The sequence below is a fragment of the Terasakiella sp. genome (assembly GCF_048267425.1).
GTDB lineage: Bacteria > Pseudomonadota > Alphaproteobacteria > Rhodospirillales > Terasakiellaceae > Terasakiella.
The window spans coordinates 264700-287979 of record NZ_JBLWXN010000001.1 but is presented as its reverse complement, the minus strand read 5'-3'; the positions used below and the strand labels follow the sequence as shown (position 1 = coordinate 287979).

Here is a 23280-nt window from a genome sequence, read left to right as displayed (position 1 = left end):
GGCCCGTTTCGACCTGAAAAGGGTCGTTTTTTGTAGGTCTGGACTCATCACAAAAGGAATTTTCCATGAGTGAAGATTTAAAAACCACCCCGCTTCATGCCTTGCATTTGGAGTTGGGCGGCAAGATGGTGCCCTTTGCCGGTTATGATATGCCAGTGCAATATAAACTGGGCATTATGAAAGAGCATACACATACCCGTGAGGCCTGCGGTCTGTTCGACGTGTCCCATATGGGACAAGCCCTTTTAAAGGGTGCTGATGTTCACGCTGCGATTGAAAGCCTGACGCCAAGTGATGTTAAAGGCCTTCCTCAAAACGGTATTCGATATTCTTTATTGATGAATGAACAGGGCGGTATCCGGGATGATTTTATGGTGACCAACCGGGGGGATCATCTCTATCTGGTGGTAAATGCGGCGTGTAAAGAGGCCGATTTTGATTATATCGCCCAATCTTTACCGGATTATGAGCTGGAATTATTGAATGATCGCGCGCTGTTGGCCTTACAAGGCCCGATGGCGCCTGTGGTTTTGAACCGTTTTGCCCACGGTATTGATCAACTGATCTTTATGAATATGGGGGAATACGATATTGCGGGTATTCCTTGTTTGGTGTCTCGTTCCGGCTATACCGGGGAAGATGGCTATGAAATTTCCGTTCCGGCGGATAAAGCTGAAGACTTGGCCCGTAAGCTTCTGGGTGAAGACGAGGTCGAAGCCATTGGCTTGGGCGCACGTGACTCCCTGCGTTTGGAAGTCGGTTTGTGTCTTTATGGGGCTGATATTGATGAAACCACTTCCCCGATTGAAGCTTCCTTGAATTGGGCGGTGGGGAAACGTCGCCGCGAAGAAGGTGGTTTTCCCGGTCATGGTGTCGTGATGTCGCATTTGAATGACGGCATTGCACGCAAACGGGTGGGGATTAAACCTTTGGGCCGTGCGCCTGCGCGTGCCCATACCGAGATTGCAGATCAAGACGGTAACATCATCGGTGAAATTACATCCGGTGGCTTCGGTCCGACTTTTCAAGGACCGGTTGCGATGGGTTACGTCAAACAAGAATTTTCGAAAATCGGCACGTCCGTCAATTTAATTGTACGCGGCAAAGCGATGCCGGCGGAAGTTGCTAAATTACCATTTGTTCCACAACGTTACTACAAGGGCTAAGAGAATGACAGTAAAGTATACTGAAGACCATGAATGGGTATTGATTGAAGGCGAGAACGCAACGGTCGGCATTACCGATTATGCTCAAAACGCCCTTGGCGATATCGTTTTTGTTGAATTGCCGGAAGCGGGCCGCGAAGTTGAACAGGGTGAAGACTGTGCCGTTGTTGAATCTGTAAAGGCAGCTTCCGAAGTTTATGCGCCGATCACCGGCGAAATCATTGAAGGCAACGAAGCCTTGGAAGACGACCCCGCCCTTGTCAACAGTTCCCCGGAAGGCGACGGCTGGTTCTTCAAAATGACCATTGGCGATGCGGCGCAACTGGATGGTTTGATGGATGAAGCGGGTTATAAAGACTTTTGTGAAGGTCTTGATTAAACCGCTTGTGAATATCTATGAAAAAGCCGGAAGTCCTGAACGGAGACTTCCGGTTTTTTTTATGGTGTGTCGCATGACAGGGGGGCGTTTTTCTGTCTATACTTCTTCTAATACGTTTATTTTATTTGGGGAGAATTGAAGATGGCGAAAATTGCAGTTCTTTTATCAGGCTGTGGTGTTTTTGACGGCGCAGAAATTCACGAAGCCGTTTTGACTATGCTGGCCATTCAGCGTGCCGGGTCCACATATCAATGTTTTGCACCGGACATGGACCAATACCACGTCATCAATCATATGACGGGTGATGAAATGGACGAAAAACGCAATGTGATGGTGGAAGCGTCGCGGATTGCACGCGGCGATATCAAAGCGCTGTCTGATTATAAGGCTGCCGATTATGATGCATTGATCTTGCCCGGTGGTTTCGGTGCGGCGAAAAACCTGTCCACATTTGCGATTGACGGGCCGAATTGCACGGTGAATGCGGATGTGGAAGCGGCCTTGAAAACAACACGCAGCGCAGGCAAACCAATCGGTGCCTTATGCATTAGCCCCGCTGTTCTTGCCAAGGTATTCGGGGATGTGAACGTGACCATCGGTCAGGACGAAGGCGTTGCGGGTGCGATTGAAACATTGGGCTGTACGCATACTTGCACCGATCATGGTGACATCATCATTGATGCAGCAGCCAAAGTGGTCACAACCCCTTGTTATATGCTGGACGCCAATATTGCCCAGATTGCCGATGGTGCAGAAGCTTGCGTCAAAGAAGTCCTCAACCTGATTTAAAAGTTGAGAGGAGGCCCGCAGCAATCAGTCTGCGGGTTTTTCTGTGAACCAATGGCGGGTGTTATTGACGACTGCCACCAGTGACAGCATTACCGGAACCTCGACGAGGACGCCGACAACAGTGGCAAGGGCGGCGCCGGAATGCAGGCCAAAAAGTGAAATGGCAACGGCGACGGCCAGTTCAAAAAAATTGGATGTCCCGATCAAGGATGCCGGACCTGCAATATTATGTGCCAATTTCATGGCTTTTGCCGCCAGATAGGCAATGATAAAAATACCATACGTCTGGATGAGCAAAGGGATTGCGATCAACACAATGTCTTGAGGCTGTGCGATGATCTTTTCGGCCTGAAACCCAAAGAGAAGAATGACGGTTGAAAGTAAGCCGACAACTGACCACGGTTTGACTTTCTCCAAAAAAGCCATGAGTTTGCTGTCATCATTTTTTCGTTCCAGTCGTTTACGAGTCAGCACACCCAGAATCAAGGGAAAGAGAACGTAAAGAACGACGGAAAGAAGCAGGGTTTCCCACGGGACATGTATTTCTGAAATACCCAGCAAAAAAGCGGCGATTGGGGCAAAGGCGAACACCATAATGATGTCATTTACCGAGACTTGCACCAATGTATAGTTAGGGTCGCCTTTTGTAAGCTGGCTCCAGACAAATACCATAGCTGTACAGGGGGCGACCCCTAACAAAATCATACCGGCAATATACTGTTCTGCCGTTTGGGGGTCGATCCATCCGGCAAAGATAACTTTGAAGAACAACCAACCCAGAAAGGCCATTGAAAAGGGTTTGATGAACCAGTTCACAAGAACAGTCAGAAGGATACCTTGGGGCTTTTTACCTATATCCTTGATAGCGGAGAAATCAATTTGCACCATCATCGGATAAATCATCACCCAGACTAAAACCGCAACGACCAGGTTGACATGTGCAAGTTCCAATCCGGCAATAAAGGCAAAGAGTGCAGGATACAGATTTCCCAAGACAACACCTGCGACAATGCAGAGGCCGACCCAAAGCGTTAAATATTTTTCAAATAGTCCCATCTTAAATATCCGTTATCTGCCTGTTTCATTCATGTAATTTAGATAAGTCAGGATTGCCCGATTTCATCTAGTCGTTTTTGTAACGAAAGTTTATCGAGCGCTTGTAACGGCAAAGCCGTGAAAATAGAAATTCGATTATTCAGCATTCGATAAGTATCGGCAAAAGCAAGAGCAACTTCTGACGGTGTACCCGCTGCCAGTGCAGGATCAGGCACCCCCCAATTGGCTGTTAAGGGTTGACCAGGCCAAACCGGGCAGACTTCATGGGCGGCATTGTCACAAACTGTGAAAACAAAATCCAGTTTCGGGGCATCTTCCCCTATAAACTCTTCCCATTTTTTGGATCGTAGATGTTCAACAGGAAGATTGCTTCGGCGCAGCAATTTGATTGTTTCCGGGTGGACTTCACCGCGAGGGGTGGAACCCGCACTATAAGCGTTGAAACGTCCTATTCCTTCACGGTTTAAAATCGCTTCTGCCATGATGCTTCTGGCGGAATTGCCCGTACAAAGAAAGAGAACGTTGAATACTTTGTCTTCTGTGATGTTGGCCGTCATGGAAAGACCCTCTGATATGGATTTCAAAACTCCCAGAGAATCCGCACAGGCTTCCGGTTTGCCATTGCAGCAATCCATCAGCAGATAGTTTACCAATACACCGATTGCTGAAACGTTGGCTTCATAAAACATGAAACGCCCTTGTTTATAACTGCTTATCAATCCGGCGGATCGTAATTCCCGCAAATGGGCTGAAAGTGTTGATGGCGTTGCATGCAGACATTCAGACAAGTCGCCGGCGCTCATCGCCCCTTTGTTGAGAAGGGTTCGAAAAGCCCCAAGCCTTGTTTCATGGGCAAGGGCGGCAAATAACTGTATGGCATTCTCTGTTTTCATATCATTTTTATATTTCGTGAATATACGAAGAGTCATGTTATGGTTTAATGACAAAGGATTTACCAATGAAATAAATGAAGTCCTCTAAAGTAATCCCGAGCAGGTTGCCTTAAACCTGCGACAACGCATTAACGTTAAGGCTAAAAATTAGAGCAGATCCAGTACATTTTCAGGGGGACGCCCCAGAACGGCCTTGTCGCCTTTAACCACAATCGGGCGTTCAATGGCGCGTGGGTTGGCAACCATGCCGGCGATAAGGGCATCTTCGTTGAGCGAATCGTCATTCAGGCCACATTCGTCCGCTTCTTTTTTACGCAGCAGTTCGCGTGGCGTAATCCCCAGTTTGGATAAAATAGCTTTAAGCTCATCAATGCTGGGGGGATTGTCCAGATAGGTAATAATTGTCGGACTAATGCCTTTATCTTCAATAAGTTGAAGTGTTTGGCGGGATTTGCTACAGCGTGGATTATGATAGATGGTAACGGACATAAGCTGCCTTCTCTTGGTTGGAATGATAGGGGATCAAACATTTTATGTTCGACCATATCATCCCTTGAAAAATATTGGAACCATTCAAAAGTGAACAGTGTATACAATGATGAAGGGTGTTTATCTTGTTTATCATAAGTATATATACTTATAAAATTGTGTGAATTTATTTTTTCATCTTAAAAAAAGGGGGAGACATTGGCGTATTATGCTAATAGCTTTTCAAATATGGAAAAATTCCGCTATAGTATCGTTCAAGATATGATTGAGGGAATGACATGCCCCGCAAAGGGGTAGACAGGAGAAAGCTAATATGACGTCGGGAGCTACGAAGCGTCTCTTTAGTGCGGAACGCAAAATAAAAGAAAGAATTATGGAAACTTCAGGTGTTTCTGCAGGGGCTGTAGATCCATCAGGAATTTCCAATCAGGACTTGATGACAGCGATTAAGGCGTTGCAGTCCGAATTATTGATGCAAAAAGCACAAGTCAAAGAGCTTAGCGAATCTGAGAAAAAAGAAGAGCTGAAAGAAGCGAAACATGACTTGGAAGATAAACTGGATGAAGTAAATCTTCTGCGTAACGAAGTTCGGGCTTTGTCGCGCAGCATTCACGACACCAAACGCGAAATCAAGGCGTTGGGTATGAATGAAGAAGATAAATTCTCTGTTGTGACAAATGAATTGGATGAAATCGTCGGGGCAACCGAACGGGCAACCGAAACCATTTTGACAGGCGCAGAGAAAATCGATGATTTGGCGCAGCAATTACGCCAACATTCCCCTGATCAGTTTGTGACGCAATTGACCGATGAAATTCTGGAAAACACTATTGGTATGTTTGAAGCCTGTAACTTTCAGGATTTGTGCGGGCAACGCACAACCAAGGTGGTAAATACCCTGAAATTCATTGAAGAACGCGTTGAACGCATGATGGAAATTTGGGGTGAAGAAAACTTCGATACAGTTGATCACCCTGACGAAGTCAAAGCAATGGAAGCTGGGCGTGCACCGCAAGGTGAGGAATTGCATGGTCCGGCTGAACATGGCGGTGGTATTTCTCAGGCCGATATCGACGCGTTGTTCGATTAATCCATAAAGAAATGAATAAAAACCACCGAAAATTAGACGTTTCGGTGGTTTTTTCATGCCTCGATGATTGACGGATATGTCAGAATGGGGCAAACACTGAAGCCTTGCCTCTTATTCAAATGATGGACCGATATGAGTAAATCTTCCGATACGAACACAATGTGGGGTGGCCGTTTTTCCGGTGGACCCAGTGCAATTATGGAAAAAATCAACGCGTCGATTGATTTTGACAAACGTTTCTATGCACAGGATATTGCTGGCTCCAAGGCCCATTGTGCTATGCTCGTTAAACAAGGCATTCTCACGGCAGAAGACGGTCAATCCATTACCGATGGGTTGGATAAGGTTCTGGCGGAAATTGAAGCTGGTGAATTTAAATTCTCACCAGCCTTGGAAGATATTCATATGAACGTGGAAAACCGTTTGCGCGAACTGATCGGCGATGCCGCTGGTCGTCTGCATACGGCACGTTCTCGCAACGATCAGGTGGCAACGGATTTCCGTTTATGGGTGCGTGATGCCATTGACCGTCTCGATGATGGTCTGCAAGTTTTGCAACAGGCGTTGATTGAGCGGGCAGAAGAACAGGTTGATACGATCTTGCCCGGCTTTACACATTTACAGGCGGCCCAGCCGGTTTCTTTTGGTCATCATATGTTGGCTTATGTGGAAATGGTGGGCCGGGACCGCTCGCGCCTGAAAGATGCCCGCGCACGTTTGAATGAATCTCCGCTCGGTTCGGCGGCATTGGCAGGCACGCCTTATCCGATTGATCGTCATCATACGGCAGAACTACTGGGCTTTAATGGTCCGATGCGTAATTCACTGGACGGTGTGTCAGATCGTGATTTCGCGCTGGAATATCTGAGTGCGGCCTCCATTTGTGCGTTGCATTTATCGCGCCTGTCTGAAGAATTGGTGATCTGGTCGTCGGCACAATTCGGTTTTGTGCGTATGTCGGACAGTTTTTCAACCGGATCCAGCATTATGCCACAGAAAAAGAACCCGGATGCGGCGGAACTGATCCGTTCTAAAATCGGGCGCGTGGTTGGTGATTTGAACAGCCTGATGATGTCCATGAAAGGATTGCCGCTGGCTTATTCCAAGGATATGCAGGAAGATAAAGAACCTGTCTTTGATGCCGCTGATACCATCGAACTCAGCGTTGCGGTTATGACGGGAATGATTGCGGAAATGACGGTGAATAAAGAAAAAATGCGTGAAAGCGCGGGCTGGGGCTTCACCACGGCAACCGATCTGGCCGACTGGCTGGTGCGTGAACTGGGGATGCCGTTTCGTAATGCCCACCATGTCACTGGTGCGATTGTGAAACTGGCGGAAGACAAAGGCTGTGACCTGTCCGATTTGTCGTTGGCAGAAATGCAAACGGTTGATGCGGCAATTACCGATGATGTCTTTAACGTTCTCACGCTTGAAGCCTCTGTTGCCTCGCGGACCTCTTATGGGGGAACGGCACCGAGTAACGTACGTGAACAGATTAAAGAAGCGCGTCAGCGTTTCCTGTAAGGAGTTTGTGCAAAATGATGCGGCGTCGGATTCTCATGGTCTTGTTACTGGCGGCATTTGCTGTCTCGCTCAATGCATGTGGGCGTGCGGGGAAACCGCAAGCACCCGATGATGTGGATCCGAAATATCCCCGTCAATATCCGGCACCACAATCTGTTCCCAGCAGCACAAAATAACATTGGAAATCAAATGGATCATTTTCAGTACAAAAACGGTGAATTGTACGCCGAAAACGTCGCCCTGAGCAAAATCGCACAGGAAGTCGGCACGCCTTTTTATGTCTATTCTCAGGCAACTTTAGAACGTCATTACCAAGTTTTTGCCGATGCGGTTAAAGATATCGATGCAACGATCTGTTTTGCGGTGAAGGCCAATTCCAACATTTCCGTGATCAAAGCTTTATCCGATCTGGGGGCCGGTGCGGATGTTGTTTCTGTTGGGGAAATGAAGCGTGCGTTAAAAGCAGGCGTTCCCGCAGATAAAATTGTTTATTCCGGTGTTGGTAAAAGCCGCCGTGAGTTGAAGGCCGCCGTTGAAACGGGCATTCGACAGATCAATGTGGAATCGGAAGAAGAATTGGCAGTCCTGAATGAGGTCGCACAGGAAATGGGCGCGCGTATGCCGATCGTTTTACGCGTCAACCCGGATGTGGATGCCAAAACGCACGCCAAAATTTCAACCGGGAAGTCCGGCAACAAGTTTGGTATCGACTGGAAACGTGCGGTCGAAGTTTATCAACGCGCCAGCAATATGGCGGGTGTGGAACCCAAGGGGCTGGCTTGTCATATCGGTTCGCAACTCACAGATCTTGAACCGTTTCGCGCAGCTTTTCGTCGAATGAAAGAAATGGTCAGTGAATTGCGCGGCTTGGGTCTGGATGTCAGCCGGGTTGATTTGGGCGGTGGTCTGGGGATCCCTTATGATGAAGGGGACACACCGCTTCCTGTTGAATATGGCAAACTGGTTGTCGAAGAACTGGGTGATCTGGATGTGGAGTTCGAATTTGAACCCGGTCGCATGATTGTTGGCAATGCCGGTATTCTGGTCAGTGAAGTTATCTATGTGAAAGAAGGCCTCAGCAAGACTTTTGCCATTATTGATGCGGCAATGAACGATCTGATGCGCCCTTCATTGTATGATGCTTATCACGCGATTGTTCCGGTGATTGAAGCCGACGCAGAAGAGGCCCAGCAGCTTTATGATGTGGTTGGGCCGATTTGTGAAACCGGTGACACCTTTGCCAAGGACCGTATGCTGAACAAGCTGAAAACGGGTGATCTGATAGCCTTTAGAACGGCTGGGGCCTATGGTGCGACCATGTCAAATACTTATAATTCGCGCGCATTAATACCTGAGCTTATGGTGAAGGGTGAAGAATACGCCATTATTCGCCGTCGCCTTGAGATTGAAGAACAAATGGATCTTGAAGATCTCGCATCTTGGCAGGATTAATTTTTTCATATCCCTGCGCCCTGATTGTTTGTTAATGTTTGGATTATGACCAGTTCCATTCGCAAATATGAAAGCGCGCAGACGACTCATCGTCATGGAGCGTTCCATCAAGTCATCGTCCCCTTGGTTGGGGCGTTGGAGCTGGATGTGCGTGGTCGTCAAGGATGGGTGCAGACGCGCACCGTCGGGGCGATTGCAATGGGGGAGACCCATGCCTTTCGATCGGATGGTGATAACCGGTTTTTGGTGCTGGATATTGACGAAGAAACAGGCCGCGATTGGGAAACCGTTTGGTCACAAGCCATTGATCAGCCTTTCTTAGGGATGTCCCAGGCTTTAACCAGTTTGAGCGATTACGCCCTTTATCGTAAGAATTGGGGGGCGTCGTCTCAGGATCTACAGATGTGGCAGAATCTGTTCATGCAAACGTTGGCCTGTGATTTGGCGGGGGAATTTCCAGACCTGCCGGCTCGTATTCAGCGCGCGGTTGCTTATATGCAAGCCAATTTAAGCCGAGCTATTGAAAACCGCGAACTTGCAGATTTGGTTTCTTTGTCCCCGGCACGATTTTATGACTTGTTTCGTCAGACAACAGGGATGACGCCGCAGCAATATCTGACAAAATGTCGGCTGGATATGGCAAAACGTTTGATCACACATGGTCACAGCCTTGTCGATGTCGCCGATCAGGTGGGATTTAGTGATCAGAGCAGTTTTGGACGTGCCTTTAACAAAGCCTTTGGTCTGTCGCCGGCAAAATGGCGTAAACAAGAGTTTCAAACCAAAAAATCATAGGACGGGTTGAGAGTTTTCTCTCGGTTTATGGCATTCTTTTGAAAATATCACTCAGGAGATTTTTTATATGAATGCCAAGGCCAACTTTTCCGGGATCAGTGCCATTGCGATGTGGTCGTTACTGGCATTATTTACGTCTGCAACAACCGGGATCAAGCCATTTCAGATGTTGGCTTTGACGTTTTTTGTTGGGGCATTGATCGGATTTGCCTTCATTGCGTATCGTGGCAAAGCGGGCTGGGCGAAACTCAAACAACCACCTCGGGCTTGGGTTTTAGGTGTGGGTGGTTTGTTTGGCTATCATTTCTTCTATTTTACTGCTTTATCCAATGCCCCGGTTGCTGACGCCAGCTTGATCGCTTATTTGTGGCCCTTGTTAATCGTGGTGTTTTCAGCCTTTTTGCCCGGTGAACGGTTGCGCTGGTTTCATATGGTTGGTGCCTTTATGGGATTGGGCGGGGCGACCTTGCTGGTTGCCAGTAAGGGGGAGTTTTCCTTTTCTTCCCAATTTGCGTGGGGGTATATGGCGGCTTGTGCGTGTGCGTTGATCTGGTCGCTTTATTCGGTGCTGAACCGCACACAAGGCCATGTCCCAACGGAAACTGTGGCGGGGTTTTGTTTATTGACAGCCATATTGGGCGCCTTTTCGCATATGATGTTTGAAAACTGGGTGGATCCGACGTTTTCGCAATGGGTGGCGATTATTGCACTGGGGGCCGGACCGGTTGGAGCATCCTTTTATGCGTGGGATTACGGCACCAAACACGGCAATATTCATTTCCTTGGGGTGTGTTCCTACGGTGCCCCGCTGTTTAGTACGCTGTTTCTGACAATGGCGGGACAGGCAGAGGTCACAATTCAGTTGGTGGCGGCCTGTTTGTTGATCACCTCAGGGGCCGTCATGGGGTCACTGGACATGTTTAAAAAGGCGCGTGTGTAAATTTCACAAAGACTTGTATGGCGTCCATAGCATTCACAGTTTAGTCTAGACTCTGTCGCAATCGCCAAAAGGCAGAACATGGACAAACGACACCACACAGAGGATTATGATCCCGCCCTGATCCGGCGCTTGATACGCATGGTGATCTGGACGCGCTGTGTGTTGTTTTGGGAACAGATATGGCCTCGTCTTTGGCGAACATTGATCGTTTCCGGCCTGTTCCTGTTGGCGGTTTTATTTGATTTCTTTCAAATGTTGCCACCGTTTATGCATGGTATGATGTTGGTGGTCGCGGGGCTATTGCTTCTGTTCTTCTTGTATCGTGCGTTTCAATCGGTGTTCTGGCCCAGCCAACGGGCCGCCCTGATCCGTCTTGAAACTGACAATGGATTACATCATCACCCGTTGTTGGCCTTGTTGGACCAACCGGCCCGAAAAAAACTTTCAGAGCAAGCCGAAATTATTTGGCTGACCCATCAAAACCGCATGATACGGTCGGTTCGTTGCCTTAAACGCCCTTGGCCCCGTTCAACGTTATACAAAAAAGATCCTTATTCTTTGCGTGCCTTATTAATTTTATTACTGGTTCTTGGCGTCATAGAAGCACGTTTTGACTGGCAGGATCGATTTGGGCATGCGTTCCATATTACACAAGATCAAGGTGTGACCGGGGACTGGACCCTTGATATATGGATCACACCGCCGCCCCATACCGGATTGGGCAGCCGTTATATCAGTCTGAATGCCACGGACATACAAACACATGAGGACGCTGGCCTTCTGCGTTTTGCCCAACATAGCGAGATTATGATCCGACTTGCGGGATATAAAACAGGGGCGGACCTGTCCTTTTCCACCGGGATATTTGAAGAGTCTTTTCAAGACTTATCCCAAGGGGCCTACAGTTATGAAACCGTTTTTGATCAAGGAACAAAACTGATTGTAAAAAACGACAATGATGTCTTGTTTCGGCAATCCGTTGATCTGCTGCCTGATCTGGCGCCTCAGGTTTCGGCTAAAATTCAGGAAGATCGTTTGGGTCGGGGGCAATTGCGCGTCTCCTTTGCTGCAGAAGATGATTTTGGATTAAACGAGGTCGCGTTATCCATCCGCAAGGCAGAAGGGGCATCGTCTATCCCACTTGAATTAACACGGGTGGTTTCCGGTAAAAAGGCAACGGGGATGTTCAGCCGAAATTTGGCCGATCACCCTTGGGCGGGACAAAAGGTGATTATAACGCCGAAAGCAGTTGATAATTTTGGCCAAACGGCCTTGGGGGATGCGCTGGAAACCGTGTTGCCGCAACGCCGTTTTCGTCATCCCGTTGCTGTTCGTTTAATCGCTATTCGCCGTGATCTTTATCGACAGAGTGCGGAAGACCGGATTTTTGGTCAGTTTGAGCTGAGGAAAATTCTAACAGCGCCGCAATTGTTTGATGGGGATGTGACGGTTTATCTGGCCTTGAAAGTGGCTGCACAACGTTTGCGCCATTATACGCAGGATGAAGAAATGAGCCGCATTCGCGCCATCTTATGGGAGGTGGCCTTGCGTCTTGATGAAGGGGCTGCGGGAACACAACGCAACCTTTTGGAAGATCTGAGCCAGAAAATGCAGGATATGATGGCGCAAGGGTCCGATAATGCGGCGATGGAGGCGTTATTTGAGCAAATGAATCAAAGTCTGGATCAATATCTGCAAAGAATGATCGAGTCGAATGCCCAAATGCAGGAATTTAAAGAAGCGACATCGCCAGCAGATGCTGAAATGATTGGCCGCGATCAAATGCAGGAGATGTTGAATAAAGCGCGTGAGTTGATGCGCCAGGGGGATTTGGCCGGTGCACGCGCCTTGGTGGAACAGTTTCAGTCCATTTTATCGCGTTTGGCCCAACAGCCCAGGCCCGACCCGGATCAGATGCAACAGGCGAAGGAAACGATGGAGGGGCTGCGTCAGTTGACGGCGGATCAGCAAGACCTGATGGACCGTACGTTTAAACGTGTGCGCAATCAAGAGGGGCCGAGTCTGGATGCGACGCGTCAAGCCATTGCAGAAAGCGAAGATCAGGAAAAATTGTTGCAACGCTTGCATCAACAAATTCAGGCCATGAGAAAAATGTCGATGAAGCCGTCAAGAGATCTGCGAGATGCTTTGCAAAATATGGAACGTGCCGCGCAATCCTTGCAACGCGGCTTGGATGAAGATGCCTTGCAGGCCCAGATGCGGGCGGTGGATAAATTAAGTTCAGGATTGAAAGAAGCCGCGCAAAGAATGGCTCGTCAAATGGGGATGATGCCGATGGGACAACAACTGACGGGAACGGACCCTTTGGGTCGCGGGCGTGGCGGGCGTATTGTCACCCCAAACGGGCACACCCTGCCCAGTGAACGCACCATCCATCGTTCGCGTGAAATTTTACAGGAATTATACCGTCGCGCCGGACAAAAGGGTCGCGAACGCGAAGAATTGGAATATATTGATCGATTGTTGGATCGTTTTTAGGACTCTATAGGAAACCTTTATGAAAGACCGTGCCTCCCGCCTTGCTGCCTTGCGTCGTGAAATGGATATCTTTTCGATGGATGGCTTTATTGTCCCGCGCAGCGATGAACATCAAGGCGAATATGTCGCCCCTTGTTCAGAACGATTGGAGTGGCTGACTGGATTTACCGGATCGGCGGGATCGGCCCTTGTCTTGAAGGATCATGCTGCGATTTTTGTGGATGGACGTTATACCCTTCAGGCGGAAAAGGAAGTGGACGGCGATTGTTTTGAACGCTGCCATATGACAGATAAACCGGCAGCAAGTTGGCTGAAAAATCATTTAAGCAAGGGGATGGTTATATCCTATGACCCGTGGCTGCATACCGGACCAAGTCTGCATCGTTTAAAGCAGGCCTGTGAAAAGGTCGGTGCAAAACTGGCGCCGGCACCGCATAATTTTATCGATGCAATCTGGACGGACCGACCGGAACCGCCGCTTCATCCCATAACACCTCATGGGATTGAATTTGCCGGACGCAGCCATGAGGATAAAAGGGTGCAGCTTGCCGCACAACTGGATCAGGACAATCAGGACGCAATGGTTTTAAGCCTACCCGATTCGATTGCATGGCTTTTCAATATTCGCGGCGGGGATATTCCCTGTACACCGGTGGCGTTGGGGTTTGCGATTCTTTATCGTGATGCAACGGCAGATTTGTTTATGGACCATCGCAAAATTGATGATGCGGTACGTACGCACTTGGGGAAGGATATTCACATTCTTGACCCCAAAGCCCTGGCACAAAAACTGGATGACTTAAGCACAAAGACTGTTCGACTTGAGGGGGCAAGCACGCCTTTGTGGATTAGCGAACGCCTGAAAAATGCCAAAGCGGATGTGGTGCCGGGGGATGATTTATGTGCCTTGCCGAAGGCCTGTAAAAATGATGTGGAGGTCAAAGGCATGCGCGCGGCCCATCGTCGCGATGGGGTCGCAATGGTGCGCTTCCTTCACTGGCTGTCACAACAGCCTGCGGGGAATGACATTAATGAATTGAGCGTTTCGCAAAAACTGGATGGATTGCGCGCAGAAGACGACCTGTTTTTTGATTACAGCTTCCCGACAATTTCCGGTGCGGGGGAAAACGGGGCAATTGTGCATTATCGTGTTTCGGAAGAAAGTTCAATTTCCCTGCCTGAAAACGGGCTTTATCTGGTCGATAGCGGGGGACAGTACCGCGATGGAACGACGGATATTACCCGTACGGTCGTGCGAGGTGTTGCCAGTGCAGAAATGAAAGACCGTTTTACCCGTGTGTTAAAAGGCCATATCGCGCTGGGGTCTACACGCTTCCCTAAAGGGACGAATGGGTCACAGTTGGATGTATTGGCCCGTCATGCGCTTTGGCAAGCCGGTTTGGACTATGATCACGGCACCGGGCATGGGGTCGGCAGTTTCCTGAATGTCCACGAAGGCCCACAACGGATTTCCAAAATGCCCAGTAAGACAGCGTTGGATGTGGGCATGGTGGTGTCAAATGAACCGGGCTATTACAAAACCGGTGCCTATGGGATTCGTCTGGAAAATCTGGTTTGCGTGCGCCGATGTGAGATGGAAAGCGAACGCGAAATGCTGGAATTTGAAAATCTGACCTTGTGTCCGTTTGATGTAAACGGAATTGACGTCTCGCTTTTATCCGAAGGTGAAATTCACTGGTTGAACAGCTATCACAAAAGGGTGCGAGACGAACTCACACCCTTGTTGGATCCGCGAGATGCGGCATGGCTGGCACAAACCACACAGCCGCTTTAAGGCTGGGCTTTATTGTACTTTGCGAATCATCGTCCCTGCGCCATGTTCTGTGAAAATTTCCAGCAGAACGGCGTGGGGAACACGACCATCCAGAATGACAGCAGCATTGACACCGGGGTTTTCCAATGTGCTTTCAACGGCTTCCAGACAGGTTTCAATTTTCGGGATCATACCGCCGCTGATGGTGCCGTCTTCGATCATGGCCCGGGCCTCAGTCGCATTCATTTCCTGAATGAGCTTGCCATTTTTGTCGAGAACACCGGCAATATCGGTCAGCATCAATAACCGCTTGGCATCAATGGCGGCGGCAATGGCACCGGCAGCCGTGTCGGCATTGATGTTGTAGGTTTCCCCGTTGGGACCAGCCCCGATCGGTGCAATCACCGGAATGATGTCCGATTCAAGGAAGCTGTCCAGAATATGCGGGGTAATGACGGCGGGTTCGCCGACGAAACCGAGATCGAGGACTTTTTCAATATTGCTGTCGGGGTCTTTTTTCGTGCGATGCAGTTTGCGCGCTTCGATCAAATGACCATCTTTACCGGATAAACCCACAGCAAAGCCACCTGCGGCATTGATATTGCCGACGATTTCTTTGTTGATGGACCCGGATAGAACCATTTCAACCACATCAACGGTGGCTTGATCTGTTACACGTAAGCCGTCGACAAATTCGCTTTCAACAGCCAGTCGGCTGAGCATTTTGCCAATTTGCGGGCCGCCTCCGTGCACAACAACCGGGTTAATACCGACTTGCTTTAAGAGAACGATGTCTTTGGCAAACAGTTTTGCCAGTTCCGGGTCGCCCATTGCGTGCCCGCCATATTTGACCACAACCGTTTCCCCGGCATAGCGCTGCATATAAGGCAGCGCTTCGGACAAGGTAACAGCGCGTGTCAAATAATCTTGTTCTGTCAGATTGGATGTGTCGAGTGTGGTCATAATGGATTGTAATCCTGGATCGTAAACACTTAAACTTCGAACTGAGAAACCAGTCGTCCGATCGTAGCACGGACTTCTGCAATTCCGGTTCCTTTTTCGGAACTGGTTACCAGAATATCAGGATGTGCGGCCGGATGTTTAGCTAATTCTTTCTCAATATCGCTTAAATGTTTGTCGAGCTCGGATTTCTTGACCTTATCCGCCTTGGTGACAATGACTTGATAGGACATGGCCGCAGTGTCCATCATCTCCATGACGGGGCGGTCAGTGTTTTTAATCCCGTGGCGCCCATCGATCAGAATAAAGGCACGACGCAGTTGCGGACGACCACGTAGATATGAAAAAACCACTTCCTGCCATTTTTTGACTTCGCCGACAGGGGCCTTTGCATAGCCATAACCCGGTTGATCGCAAAAGACCAAACGATCTTTGATATTGAAGAAGTTAAGCTGCTGTGTACGCCCAGGTGTGCTAGAGGTACGTGCTAAGTCACGGCGCCCGCAAAGCGCGTTGATCAGGCTGGATTTACCGACGTTGGAGCGACCGGCAAAACAAACTTCAACCGCATGTGTGGAGGGAAGCTGGGCAAGTTGGGCAACCCCAAGCATAAAGTCGGCGTGCTGGGCAAAGAGCCAGCGTCCAAATTCGATTTCTTCCGGTGTGAATTCTTCTGTGGTGTCCATATCTTCCATCCATCTTCCGGGCGCGTATGACATCACCGGGGGGTAAAAAACTGGACCCCTGCACGAGGCAGGGGTACCGGTTTGTTATGATTTTTTCTGTTTTTCCATGCTTCTGGTAATCAGCCATTGCTGGGTGATGGACAAAACGTTGTTCCAGACCCAGTAGATCACCAGCCCGGCGGGGAAACTTGCCAGCATGAAGGTGAAGATAACCGGTAGGAACATCATCATCTTGGCTTGCATCGGATCTGCCGGTTGCGGGTTCAGTTTTTGTTGCAGGAACATGGAAATCCCCATCAACAGCGGCCAAATACCGATCATCAACAATTGCGGCGGATCCCACGGGATCAGGCCAAACATGTTGAAGATAGAGGTGGGGTCCGGTGCGGATAAATCCTGAATCCAGCCATAAAATGGTGCATGGCGCATTTCAATAGAAACGAACAACACTTTATAAAGTGAGAAGAAAACAGGAATCTGGATCAAGATGGGTAAACAACCGGACGCCGGATTGGCTTTTTCACGCTTGTAAAGGGCCATCATTTCTTGATTGAGGCGCTGTTTGTCGTCACCAAATTTCTTTTGCAGTTCTTTAATCTTCGGCGACAGTGTCTTCATTTTCGCCATAGAACGATAAGAGGTGCTGGCCAACGGGTAGAATGCTGCTTTAATAACAATGGTCAGAGCCAGAATCGCCAGTCCGAAGTTGCCCAAATGACTGTACAGCCATGAAATTGCCAGGAAGAACGGTTTGGTGATAAAGAAGAACCAGCCGAAATCAATGGCAAGGTCAAATTCTGGAACATTGAGTTGTTCTTCATACTGGGTCAGCAGGTTCAGTTCTTTAGCACCGGCGAACAGGTTGCTTTTGAACGTAACGGTTTGACCGGGCTGGGCACTCAGTTTCGGGCCGAGATAATCGGCCTGATATTTATCGATATTATCGGTGCGATAATGGCTGAAACGGTTGTTGATGTTTGCCGTTTGGTCGGGGATCAGGGCCGCCAGCCAGTATTTATCGGTAATGCCGATCCAACCGCCTTTGACGGGGTCGATTTTTTTGCTACCGCTTTCTTGCAGGTCGGAATAATCGACTTCTTCAAGAACGCCGTCAAATACACCAAGGAGCCCTTCATGCAGAATGTAAAAACCGCTGGTTTTCGGTGTACCGGAACGTGAAATCAAACCGTAGGGATAAAGGTCAACGTTTGCCGTACCCGTATTGGCGACAGAATCTTCAACGGAAAACAGATAATCGTGATCCAATGAAATTTTGCGGGTGAACAGCAAGCCTTCGCCATTATCCCATGTCAGATTGACACTGCCGCCTGCTTTTAGGCTTTGGCTGTCAGTCGCCCAAACTGTATCGGCTGTCGGGACGTTGACATTGGGGGCAGACCAACCGAATTCGGCATAGTAAGCGCTATCAAGACCTTTGGGGTTTAACAGCGTAATATAGGGGCTGTCCTCGGCAAGTTCTTCGCGATACTCGGTCAGGGTCAAATCGTCGATACGACCCCCTTGAACAGAGATCGACCCCTTAAGATGCGGAGCATCAATTTTGATACGGGCGGAGGCATCGAGTTTTTCAACGCGCGTGTTGGCTGCTTTTTTCGCTGCTTCAACCGCACCACCCGGAATTTGCGGGGCAAATGAGTTGTCCGAGGATTGTGCATCGCCGACAGACGGGGCGTTTGCTGTTTGCTCGGTGGATTGTGCCTCTTGTTGAACCGGTTGTTCTGCTGTCGGGAACAAGAACTGGAAGCCGAAAAGGATCGCGACTGACAACGCAATCGCTAAAATCATATTTTTCTGGTCATTCATCTTATGGCTTTACCCACCAAGGGACCCCTGCTAATTGAAACCGACCTTTTTGTACAAGATAAGTGTTACACGAAAAAGTCGATTTTGAACTCTTATGAATGGTGCGAATCGCACCCGCAAGAACGCGATTCGGACTTGTGCGGAATCGGGTCATAGCCAGACCCGCCCCACGGATGACAGCGCAAAATCCGCAGCAACCCCAGTTTCATTCCTTTAAAAGGTCCGAAACGTTGAATGGCTTGCAAGGTATAATCCGAACAGGTGGGGCTATAGCGGCAGGTGCCGGGCAATATGGGTGAAATGCCATATTTATAGATCCAGACCGGAATTTTTACGATGTAAGCCAAAAAGGTCATTGCTTCCCTTTCGCCTTTTGCGCGGTGGTGGGGGCGTCGATATGAACACCTGTCCGCCAAAGCGCGGTCTTAAGATCTTTTTCCAGATCGGCAAAGGGCCGCGTGATGGTTTCCTTGCGACCGATCAAGACAAGATCGTAGCCGGATCGGGCCTTTTTAAACAAGACAAGGTCAGCAATAGCCCGAAGACGCCTTCTTGCGCGATTGCGCTGTGGGGCGTTTCCGACTTTTTTGCTGACCGTAAATCCGATCCGAATATCCGGTTGCCCGTCCGGAATTCCACGTTCCGCATAGCGTTTGCTTATAGAAGACAAAGGCTGATTGCGTTTGCGGATTTGCAAGATCAGGCCGGGCGTTACCCATTTCTTCCGAGTCGCAGCGACTGAAAGAAATTCACGTCGTTTTTTGAGACGTGGAATAAGGGTCATACCCAACCAACCTTAACAGGACATGCCTAACATAAGTCTTATGCAGACAGACGCTTGCGGCCTTTGGCGCGGCGAGCGGCAAGAATGCGACGGCCGGCAACAGTAGCCATACGGCTACGGAATCCATGACGGCGTTTGCGAACAAGCTTGCTGGGCTGATACGTGCGTTTCACGGTTCAACTCCGAAAATCAGTTTAAAAAGAAAGTGAACGAGCCCGCTGTATAAGGCCATGTGTCGCATTAGTCAACGGACTCATTGCGTTGAAGGGCAAGAAAAATGTAATCGGACGTTATTGAGGTACTTGGAAGAATAATAAAAGAGTGGATTTCCTATACAAAATAATGCTATGTTGCATTGCAGCAATAAATGACGCGCTGCAATGAAAGTGTCACAATTTTAATCTGAAATCGGGTTGCGTCCGAACATATAAAGTAAAAGTTTAGTTTGTTTTGTATTTTTTGTGCGTAAATTGGTTGACGGTTGAAATATTTTAATAATATCTTCTCTATTCAGATAAGTTGGAATATTTAAAAAAAATAGACTAACCTGTTCCAGCTTTGTTTATTGAGTAGTCCCGTATTGAGGGGTGTTGAGGTCGAATGCTATATCAGTTCTATGAATTCCAACATTCTGTCTGGTCGCCGTTTCGCCATGCAGCAGAAAAGATGGAAGAAGTCTTTCGTTCTCCTTTTATGCCCGTGTCCTATACGCCGATGGGGCGTGCGATTGCCGCAAGCTGCCATTTGTTTGAGCGTGTAACACGACGTTATATCAAACCGGAGTTTGGCTTACACAAAACCACAATCGATGACAAAGAAGTCGCGGTTGAGGAAGAGGTTGTTCTCCATAAACCATTTTGCGAATTGCTTCATTTTAAACGAGATGCAAAACGAAACGATCCCCGTGTGCTGCTTGTGGCGCCGATGTCAGGCCATTATGCAACTTTGTTGCGCGGCACGGTCGAGGCCCTGTTGCCCGATCATGATGTTTATATCACCGACTGGATCAATGCGCGTGATGTCTGTACATCGCACGGCAGTTTCAATCTGGATGATTATATCGAATATATTATGTACTTCCTGCATCATTTGGGTCCCAATACCCATGTGATTGCGGTCTGCCAGCCGTCTGTTCCGGTTTTGGCGGCAGTTTCGCTGATGTCGGAAGATGACGATTATTGTGTGCCGTCTTCCATGACATTGATGGGCGGTCCGATTGATACGCGTGTTAATCCGACAGAAGTTAATAAACTGGCGGAAGAAAAAGATATCGAATGGTTTGAAAAAAGCGTCATTGCACAGGTTCCGGTCAACTATCCGGGCTTTATGCGCAATGTTTATCCGGGCTTTATGCAGTTAACCGGCTTTATGTCCATGAATTTGGACCGCCATGTCGGGGCGCATTTGGACCTGTATAATCATTTGATCGAAGGCGATGGCGATTCGGCGGATCAACACCATCTGTTTTATGACGAATATCTGTCAGTGATGGATTTGCCTGCGGAATTTTATTTGCAGACCCTGAAAACGGTCTTTATGGATCATGCTTTGCCGCTGGATGATATGAACTGGCGCGATCGTAAGGTTCATCCGTCTGCGATTAAGAAAACCGCCCTTTTCACTCTGGAAGGGGAAAAGGACGATATTACCGGAAATGGACAGACGGAAGCCGCACAGACCATCTGCACCCATATCCCGCAAGACATGAAAAAACACACGTTGCATCCCAATGTGGGGCATTACGGTATTTTCAACGGGCGTCGCTGGCGCACCGAGATTAAACCGATGGTGGCGGAATTTATCCGTCAGCATGATAAAGAATTGAAGAAGTAAATTTTCTTCATATATAGACTGTGATAAAGGACGGGGGCGTCGCGTTTATGCGAACGCCCCTTTACTTATAAATTTGAGACGGCAAATGAGCGAACAACCCTTCTGGAAAACAAAAAAACTCTCCGAAATGTCTTTGGATGAGTGGGAATCCCTGTGTGATAGCTGTGGCAAATGCTGTTTACACAAGCTGGAAGACGAGGATACGGGCGAAGTTTGCTATACCAATGTGGCGTGCCGATTGATGGATATTGATACCTGTCGATGCAGTCAGTATCAAATGCGAACCTTTCTGGTTCCTGATTGTGTCGAGCTTTTGCCGCAAAATCTGGATAATCTGCACTGGCTCCCATCCACTTGTGCGTACCGCTTGTTGCGTGATGGCAAAGACTTGCCGGACTGGCATCCTTTAAACACAGGTGATCCGCAAAGTGCGGTTAAGGCGGGTAAATCTGTGGTCGGTAAATTTATATCCGAAGATAAAGTCGATGGGGATCTGGAAGACTATATCGTCCACTGGCCGGAATAAATCCGTGTTGGTGGATGTTGGTCTTATCCCGCGTTCTGCAAGCCGCCGGAAATAATGATTAAGGATGTCATCATGCTGATGATGATCCCGAGAAAAAGTTCCAGTACAACGATACCAACCGCGGCACTCAGTGGGATGTGAAGGATTTTTTTCGCCAAATGTCCGATCCAGATTAAGCTGGCAAAAAGAAATCCAACGGATAGGGACGAGGCCGCTTCCCATCCGATCATGCCGCTGGCTTGGGCCAGACCGATTAACAGGTACATCATATTGTACAGGCAGCTCAGCCAGTTATAGGCGATAATAAAAGGCAAAAAGTTTCCCGGACGATCAATAAAAGTGCAAATGCGTTCCATCAAAATGGGAAAGGCCAGCCAAGCCAGAATATACATTTCTGTATGGGCAACAAGGTAGCGTACGCCGTCGAATTTTTGCGGATCAAAACGGATGGCGATCAATAACAGATACAGTGGGGCGACAAGGGCGGCCCCCCAATAAAGCGAAGACCAAAACCCCCTTACACCGCCAACCATCATATGCGCGCCGCTGATATCCAGACGGACGAGGCGTCCGGCCCCGGCTAATCCATAAAAAAGGGCGCGCAGATCGATCATGTTGTCTCGTTAAAATAATCAGTGAGAATGGTTTGGTAGATTTTGGTCAGGTTTTGCAAATCTTCGACCAGAACATTTTCGTCAACTTTGTGCATGGTTTGACCGACCAGACCAAATTCAGCCACGGTGCAGGAATGGGTGATAAAGCGCGCATCGGACGTGCCACCGCTGGTGGAGCGTTCAGGTTGAACCCCGGTGACTTTCTGGGTCGCTTTTTCGATCAAGTCCGTGAGAATGTCCTGATCACTCATAAAACTTTCCCCGGAAATGCGAGTCTTTAAGCTGTAGTTGGTATCGACTTTGTCCAGCGTTGCGCGAATCCATTTTTCCAGTGACGCACCGGTATGGATATTGTTGTAGCGGATATTGAATTTGGCGGTCACTTCGCCGGGAATGACGTTTTCAACTTCGTTGCCGCAATCGATGGTCGTCAGTGACAGGCTGGATGGATCGAAAAATTCATTGCCGTTATCCAACGGGTCCGCAATCAGCGCCTCCAGCATCTTGACCAGACGGGGCAGGGGGTTGTCGGCGCGGTGCGGGTAAGCGACATGGCCTTGTGTGCCATGCACCGTTAAAACGGAATTGATGGAGCCGCGACGCCCCACTTTCATCATTTCCCCCATGCATTGCGGGTTGGTGGGTTCACCAACAAGGCAATGATCCATGACTTCGCCTTGTTCTTCCATCCATTCAAGGACTTTTTTCGTCCCGTTAATGGCCGGTCCTTCTTCATCGCCAGTAATCAGGAAAGAAATCGATCCTTTAAAATGATCACCTTGTTCTTCAATGAAATTCTGGGCGGCTTCGACAAAGGCGGCAACCGCGCCTTTCATATCGGCGGCCCCGCGTCCATAAAGGCGGCCCTCGTGGATTTCTGCACCAAAGGGGTCAAAGGTCCAGCCTTTTTCATCGCCAACCGGAACGACGTCCAAATGACCGGCAAAACAGAAATTGGGGGCCTGTGTGCCGAAACGGGCATAAAGGTTTTCTACCCGCTCGGTCCCGTCTTCTTGAAAGGGCAGGCGGTGGCAGGTGAAACCCATGCTTTCTAGCGTTGTTTGTAAGAGCTCGAAGACGCCTTCGTCCTTTGGGGTAACGCTGGGGCAGCGGATCAGGTCTTGGGCGAAGGAAACGGTCTCGATCATGGGAAGGCTCAATTCTTGAAAAATAGATGTTTTATAAACGTATATCGGCCCCACGC

At 48.8% G+C, this 23280-nt stretch carries 24 protein-coding genes and 1 pseudogene; 13 read left to right on the top strand and 12 right to left on the bottom strand.

Translation table 11 applies throughout. The annotated features are described in order from the left end of the window. The first annotated feature begins 65 nt into the window (after positions 1-65). The 3 genes from gcvT to elbB all read left to right on the top strand — a co-directional run bounded on the left by gcvT (position 66) and on the right by elbB (position 2334). Positions 66-1166: a glycine cleavage system aminomethyltransferase GcvT gene (gene gcvT, locus ACN0VA_RS01350; RefSeq protein WP_417819394.1), complete on the top strand. Its 1101-nt coding sequence runs from the start codon at positions 66-68 to the stop codon at positions 1164-1166. Positions 1167-1170: 4 nt separating this feature from the next. Next, positions 1171-1545, top strand: a complete 375-nt coding sequence (gene gcvH / locus ACN0VA_RS01345) for a glycine cleavage system protein GcvH (RefSeq protein WP_417819393.1) — start codon at positions 1171-1173, stop codon at positions 1543-1545. Positions 1546-1686: 141 nt separating this feature from the next. Further along, on the top strand, positions 1687-2334 hold the full coding sequence (gene elbB, locus ACN0VA_RS01340; protein ID WP_417819392.1) for an isoprenoid biosynthesis glyoxalase ElbB: 648 nt from the start codon (positions 1687-1689) through the stop codon (positions 2332-2334). Between the two features lie 24 nt (positions 2335-2358). Here elbB and arsB read toward each other — a convergent pair whose 3' ends face one another. From arsB to arsC, 4 genes and pseudogenes are all read right to left on the bottom strand, one after another. After that, complete coding sequence (gene arsB, locus ACN0VA_RS01335; RefSeq protein ID WP_417819391.1) at positions 2359-3390, bottom strand: ACR3 family arsenite efflux transporter; 1032 nt, start codon at positions 3388-3390, stop codon at positions 2359-2361. Positions 3391-3437: 47 nt separating this feature from the next. Beyond that, complete coding sequence (locus ACN0VA_RS01330) at positions 3438-3935, bottom strand: arsenate reductase ArsC (protein WP_417819740.1); 498 nt, start codon at positions 3933-3935, stop codon at positions 3438-3440. A gap of 129 nt (positions 3936-4064) precedes the next feature. Then, positions 4065-4283: pseudogene (locus ACN0VA_RS01325) on the bottom strand (ArsR/SmtB family transcription factor); the annotation flags it as partial. Positions 4284-4430: 147 nt separating this feature from the next. Beyond that, on the bottom strand, positions 4431-4772 hold the full coding sequence (arsC, locus tag ACN0VA_RS01320) for an arsenate reductase (glutaredoxin) (RefSeq protein ID WP_417819390.1): 342 nt from the start codon (positions 4770-4772) through the stop codon (positions 4431-4433). Between the two features lie 373 nt (positions 4773-5145). On the opposite strand from arsC, the gene ACN0VA_RS01315 reads away from it, so the two are divergent. The 8 genes from ACN0VA_RS01315 to ACN0VA_RS01280 all read left to right on the top strand — a co-directional run bounded on the left by ACN0VA_RS01315 (position 5146) and on the right by ACN0VA_RS01280 (position 14870). Beyond that, positions 5146-5862: a hypothetical protein gene (locus tag ACN0VA_RS01315; protein ID WP_417819389.1), complete on the top strand. Its 717-nt coding sequence runs from the start codon at positions 5146-5148 to the stop codon at positions 5860-5862. A 132-nt stretch (positions 5863-5994) separates the two neighbouring features. Beyond that, on the top strand, positions 5995-7389 hold the full coding sequence (gene argH, locus ACN0VA_RS01310; RefSeq protein WP_417819388.1) for an argininosuccinate lyase: 1395 nt from the start codon (positions 5995-5997) through the stop codon (positions 7387-7389). A gap of 14 nt (positions 7390-7403) precedes the next feature. Beyond that, positions 7404-7565: a hypothetical protein gene (locus ACN0VA_RS01305; protein WP_417819387.1), complete on the top strand. Its 162-nt coding sequence runs from the start codon at positions 7404-7406 to the stop codon at positions 7563-7565. A gap of 13 nt (positions 7566-7578) precedes the next feature. Further along, positions 7579-8841, top strand: coding sequence for a diaminopimelate decarboxylase (lysA, locus tag ACN0VA_RS01300; protein ID WP_417819386.1), 1263 nt, complete (start codon positions 7579-7581; stop codon positions 8839-8841). 45 nt (positions 8842-8886) lie between these two features. Continuing rightward, complete coding sequence (locus ACN0VA_RS01295; RefSeq protein ID WP_417819385.1) at positions 8887-9636, top strand: helix-turn-helix domain-containing protein; 750 nt, start codon at positions 8887-8889, stop codon at positions 9634-9636. 67 nt (positions 9637-9703) lie between these two features. Continuing rightward, a complete protein-coding gene (locus tag ACN0VA_RS01290; protein ID WP_417819384.1) occupies positions 9704-10576 on the top strand; it encodes a DMT family transporter in 873 nt (290 codons plus the stop codon). 78 nt (positions 10577-10654) lie between these two features. Next, positions 10655-13075 carry a DUF4175 domain-containing protein gene (locus ACN0VA_RS01285; RefSeq protein WP_417819383.1) on the top strand — a complete coding sequence of 807 codons (2421 nt, stop codon included), beginning with the start codon at positions 10655-10657 and terminating at the stop codon, positions 13073-13075. Between the two features lie 19 nt (positions 13076-13094). Beyond that, positions 13095-14870: an aminopeptidase P family protein gene (locus ACN0VA_RS01280; protein ID WP_417819382.1), complete on the top strand. Its 1776-nt coding sequence runs from the start codon at positions 13095-13097 to the stop codon at positions 14868-14870. A gap of 9 nt (positions 14871-14879) precedes the next feature. Here ACN0VA_RS01280 and argB read toward each other — a convergent pair whose 3' ends face one another. From argB to rpmH, 6 genes are all read right to left on the bottom strand, one after another. Then, entirely contained in the window at positions 14880-15812 is a 933-nt protein-coding gene (gene argB, locus ACN0VA_RS01275) for an acetylglutamate kinase (RefSeq protein WP_417819381.1), read from the bottom strand. Positions 15813-15841: 29 nt separating this feature from the next. Further along, positions 15842-16504 (bottom strand): ribosome biogenesis GTP-binding protein YihA/YsxC, encoded by a 663-nt coding sequence (gene yihA, locus ACN0VA_RS01270; protein ID WP_417819380.1) that lies wholly within the window; start codon positions 16502-16504, stop codon positions 15842-15844. Between the two features lie 75 nt (positions 16505-16579). Continuing rightward, entirely contained in the window at positions 16580-18319 is a 1740-nt protein-coding gene (gene yidC / locus ACN0VA_RS01265) for a membrane protein insertase YidC (protein ID WP_417819379.1), read from the bottom strand. Between the two features lie 92 nt (positions 18320-18411). Beyond that, on the bottom strand, positions 18412-18675 hold the full coding sequence (yidD, locus tag ACN0VA_RS01260; protein WP_417819378.1) for a membrane protein insertion efficiency factor YidD: 264 nt from the start codon (positions 18673-18675) through the stop codon (positions 18412-18414). Then, complete coding sequence (gene rnpA / locus ACN0VA_RS01255; RefSeq protein WP_188660723.1) at positions 18672-19103, bottom strand: ribonuclease P protein component; 432 nt, start codon at positions 19101-19103, stop codon at positions 18672-18674. The genes yidD and rnpA overlap by 4 nt, the downstream gene beginning before the upstream one ends. A gap of 38 nt (positions 19104-19141) precedes the next feature. Beyond that, positions 19142-19276, bottom strand: coding sequence for a 50S ribosomal protein L34 (gene rpmH / locus ACN0VA_RS01250; RefSeq protein ID WP_188660720.1), 135 nt, complete (start codon positions 19274-19276; stop codon positions 19142-19144). Positions 19277-19703: 427 nt separating this feature from the next. Between rpmH and ACN0VA_RS01245 the strand changes: the two genes are divergently transcribed. Both ACN0VA_RS01245 and ACN0VA_RS01240 read left to right on the top strand, forming a co-directional pair. Next, positions 19704-20936, top strand: coding sequence for a polyhydroxyalkanoate depolymerase (locus ACN0VA_RS01245; RefSeq protein WP_417819377.1), 1233 nt, complete (start codon positions 19704-19706; stop codon positions 20934-20936). A gap of 85 nt (positions 20937-21021) precedes the next feature. Continuing rightward, on the top strand, positions 21022-21462 hold the full coding sequence (locus tag ACN0VA_RS01240; RefSeq protein ID WP_188660714.1) for a YcgN family cysteine cluster protein: 441 nt from the start codon (positions 21022-21024) through the stop codon (positions 21460-21462). A gap of 23 nt (positions 21463-21485) precedes the next feature. Here ACN0VA_RS01240 and ACN0VA_RS01235 read toward each other — a convergent pair whose 3' ends face one another. Together ACN0VA_RS01235 and dapE are read right to left on the bottom strand one after the other, a co-directional pair. Beyond that, entirely contained in the window at positions 21486-22076 is a 591-nt protein-coding gene (locus ACN0VA_RS01235) for a hypothetical protein (RefSeq protein WP_417819376.1), read from the bottom strand. Next, a complete protein-coding gene (gene dapE / locus ACN0VA_RS01230; RefSeq protein WP_417819375.1) occupies positions 22073-23224 on the bottom strand; it encodes a succinyl-diaminopimelate desuccinylase in 1152 nt (383 codons plus the stop codon). Before dapE ends, ACN0VA_RS01235 begins: the two co-directional genes overlap by 4 nt. Positions 23225-23280 lie beyond the last annotated feature (56 nt).

Bases quoted from the DNA above. Each gene is read 5' to 3' on its own strand.
- yidD (WP_417819378.1), bottom strand. From the start codon at position 18,675: ATGACCTTTTTGGCTTACATCGTAAAAATTCCGGTCTGGATCTATAAA.
- elbB (WP_417819392.1), top strand. From the start codon at position 1,687: ATGGCGAAAATTGCAGTTCTTTTATCAGGCTGTGGTGTTTTTGACGGC.
- ACN0VA_RS01240 (WP_188660714.1), top strand. From the start codon at position 21,022: ATGAGCGAACAACCCTTCTGGAAAACAAAAAAACTCTCCGAAATGTCT.
- ACN0VA_RS01280 (WP_417819382.1), top strand. From the start codon at position 13,095: ATGAAAGACCGTGCCTCCCGCCTTGCTGCCTTGCGTCGTGAAATGGAT.
- argH (WP_417819388.1), top strand. From the start codon at position 5,995: ATGAGTAAATCTTCCGATACGAACACAATGTGGGGTGGCCGTTTTTCC.
- lysA (WP_417819386.1), top strand. From the start codon at position 7,579: ATGGATCATTTTCAGTACAAAAACGGTGAATTGTACGCCGAAAACGTC.
- argB (WP_417819381.1), bottom strand. From the start codon at position 15,812: ATGACCACACTCGACACATCCAATCTGACAGAACAAGATTATTTGACA.
- ACN0VA_RS01235 (WP_417819376.1), bottom strand. From the start codon at position 22,076: ATGATCGATCTGCGCGCCCTTTTTTATGGATTAGCCGGGGCCGGACGC.
- ACN0VA_RS01285 (WP_417819383.1), top strand. From the start codon at position 10,655: ATGGACAAACGACACCACACAGAGGATTATGATCCCGCCCTGATCCGG.
- gcvH (WP_417819393.1), top strand. From the start codon at position 1,171: ATGACAGTAAAGTATACTGAAGACCATGAATGGGTATTGATTGAAGGC.
- ACN0VA_RS01305 (WP_417819387.1), top strand. From the start codon at position 7,404: ATGATGCGGCGTCGGATTCTCATGGTCTTGTTACTGGCGGCATTTGCT.
- arsB (WP_417819391.1), bottom strand. From the start codon at position 3,390: ATGGGACTATTTGAAAAATATTTAACGCTTTGGGTCGGCCTCTGCATT.
- rnpA (WP_188660723.1), bottom strand. From the start codon at position 19,103: ATGACCCTTATTCCACGTCTCAAAAAACGACGTGAATTTCTTTCAGTC.
- ACN0VA_RS01290 (WP_417819384.1), top strand. From the start codon at position 9,704: ATGAATGCCAAGGCCAACTTTTCCGGGATCAGTGCCATTGCGATGTGG.
- yidC (WP_417819379.1), bottom strand. From the start codon at position 18,319: ATGAATGACCAGAAAAATATGATTTTAGCGATTGCGTTGTCAGTCGCG.
- arsC (WP_417819390.1), bottom strand. From the start codon at position 4,772: ATGTCCGTTACCATCTATCATAATCCACGCTGTAGCAAATCCCGCCAA.
- ACN0VA_RS01295 (WP_417819385.1), top strand. From the start codon at position 8,887: ATGACCAGTTCCATTCGCAAATATGAAAGCGCGCAGACGACTCATCGT.
- ACN0VA_RS01315 (WP_417819389.1), top strand. From the start codon at position 5,146: ATGGAAACTTCAGGTGTTTCTGCAGGGGCTGTAGATCCATCAGGAATT.
- gcvT (WP_417819394.1), top strand. From the start codon at position 66: ATGAGTGAAGATTTAAAAACCACCCCGCTTCATGCCTTGCATTTGGAG.
- dapE (WP_417819375.1), bottom strand. From the start codon at position 23,224: ATGATCGAGACCGTTTCCTTCGCCCAAGACCTGATCCGCTGCCCCAGC.
- yihA (WP_417819380.1), bottom strand. From the start codon at position 16,504: ATGGAAGATATGGACACCACAGAAGAATTCACACCGGAAGAAATCGAA.
- ACN0VA_RS01245 (WP_417819377.1), top strand. From the start codon at position 19,704: ATGCTATATCAGTTCTATGAATTCCAACATTCTGTCTGGTCGCCGTTT.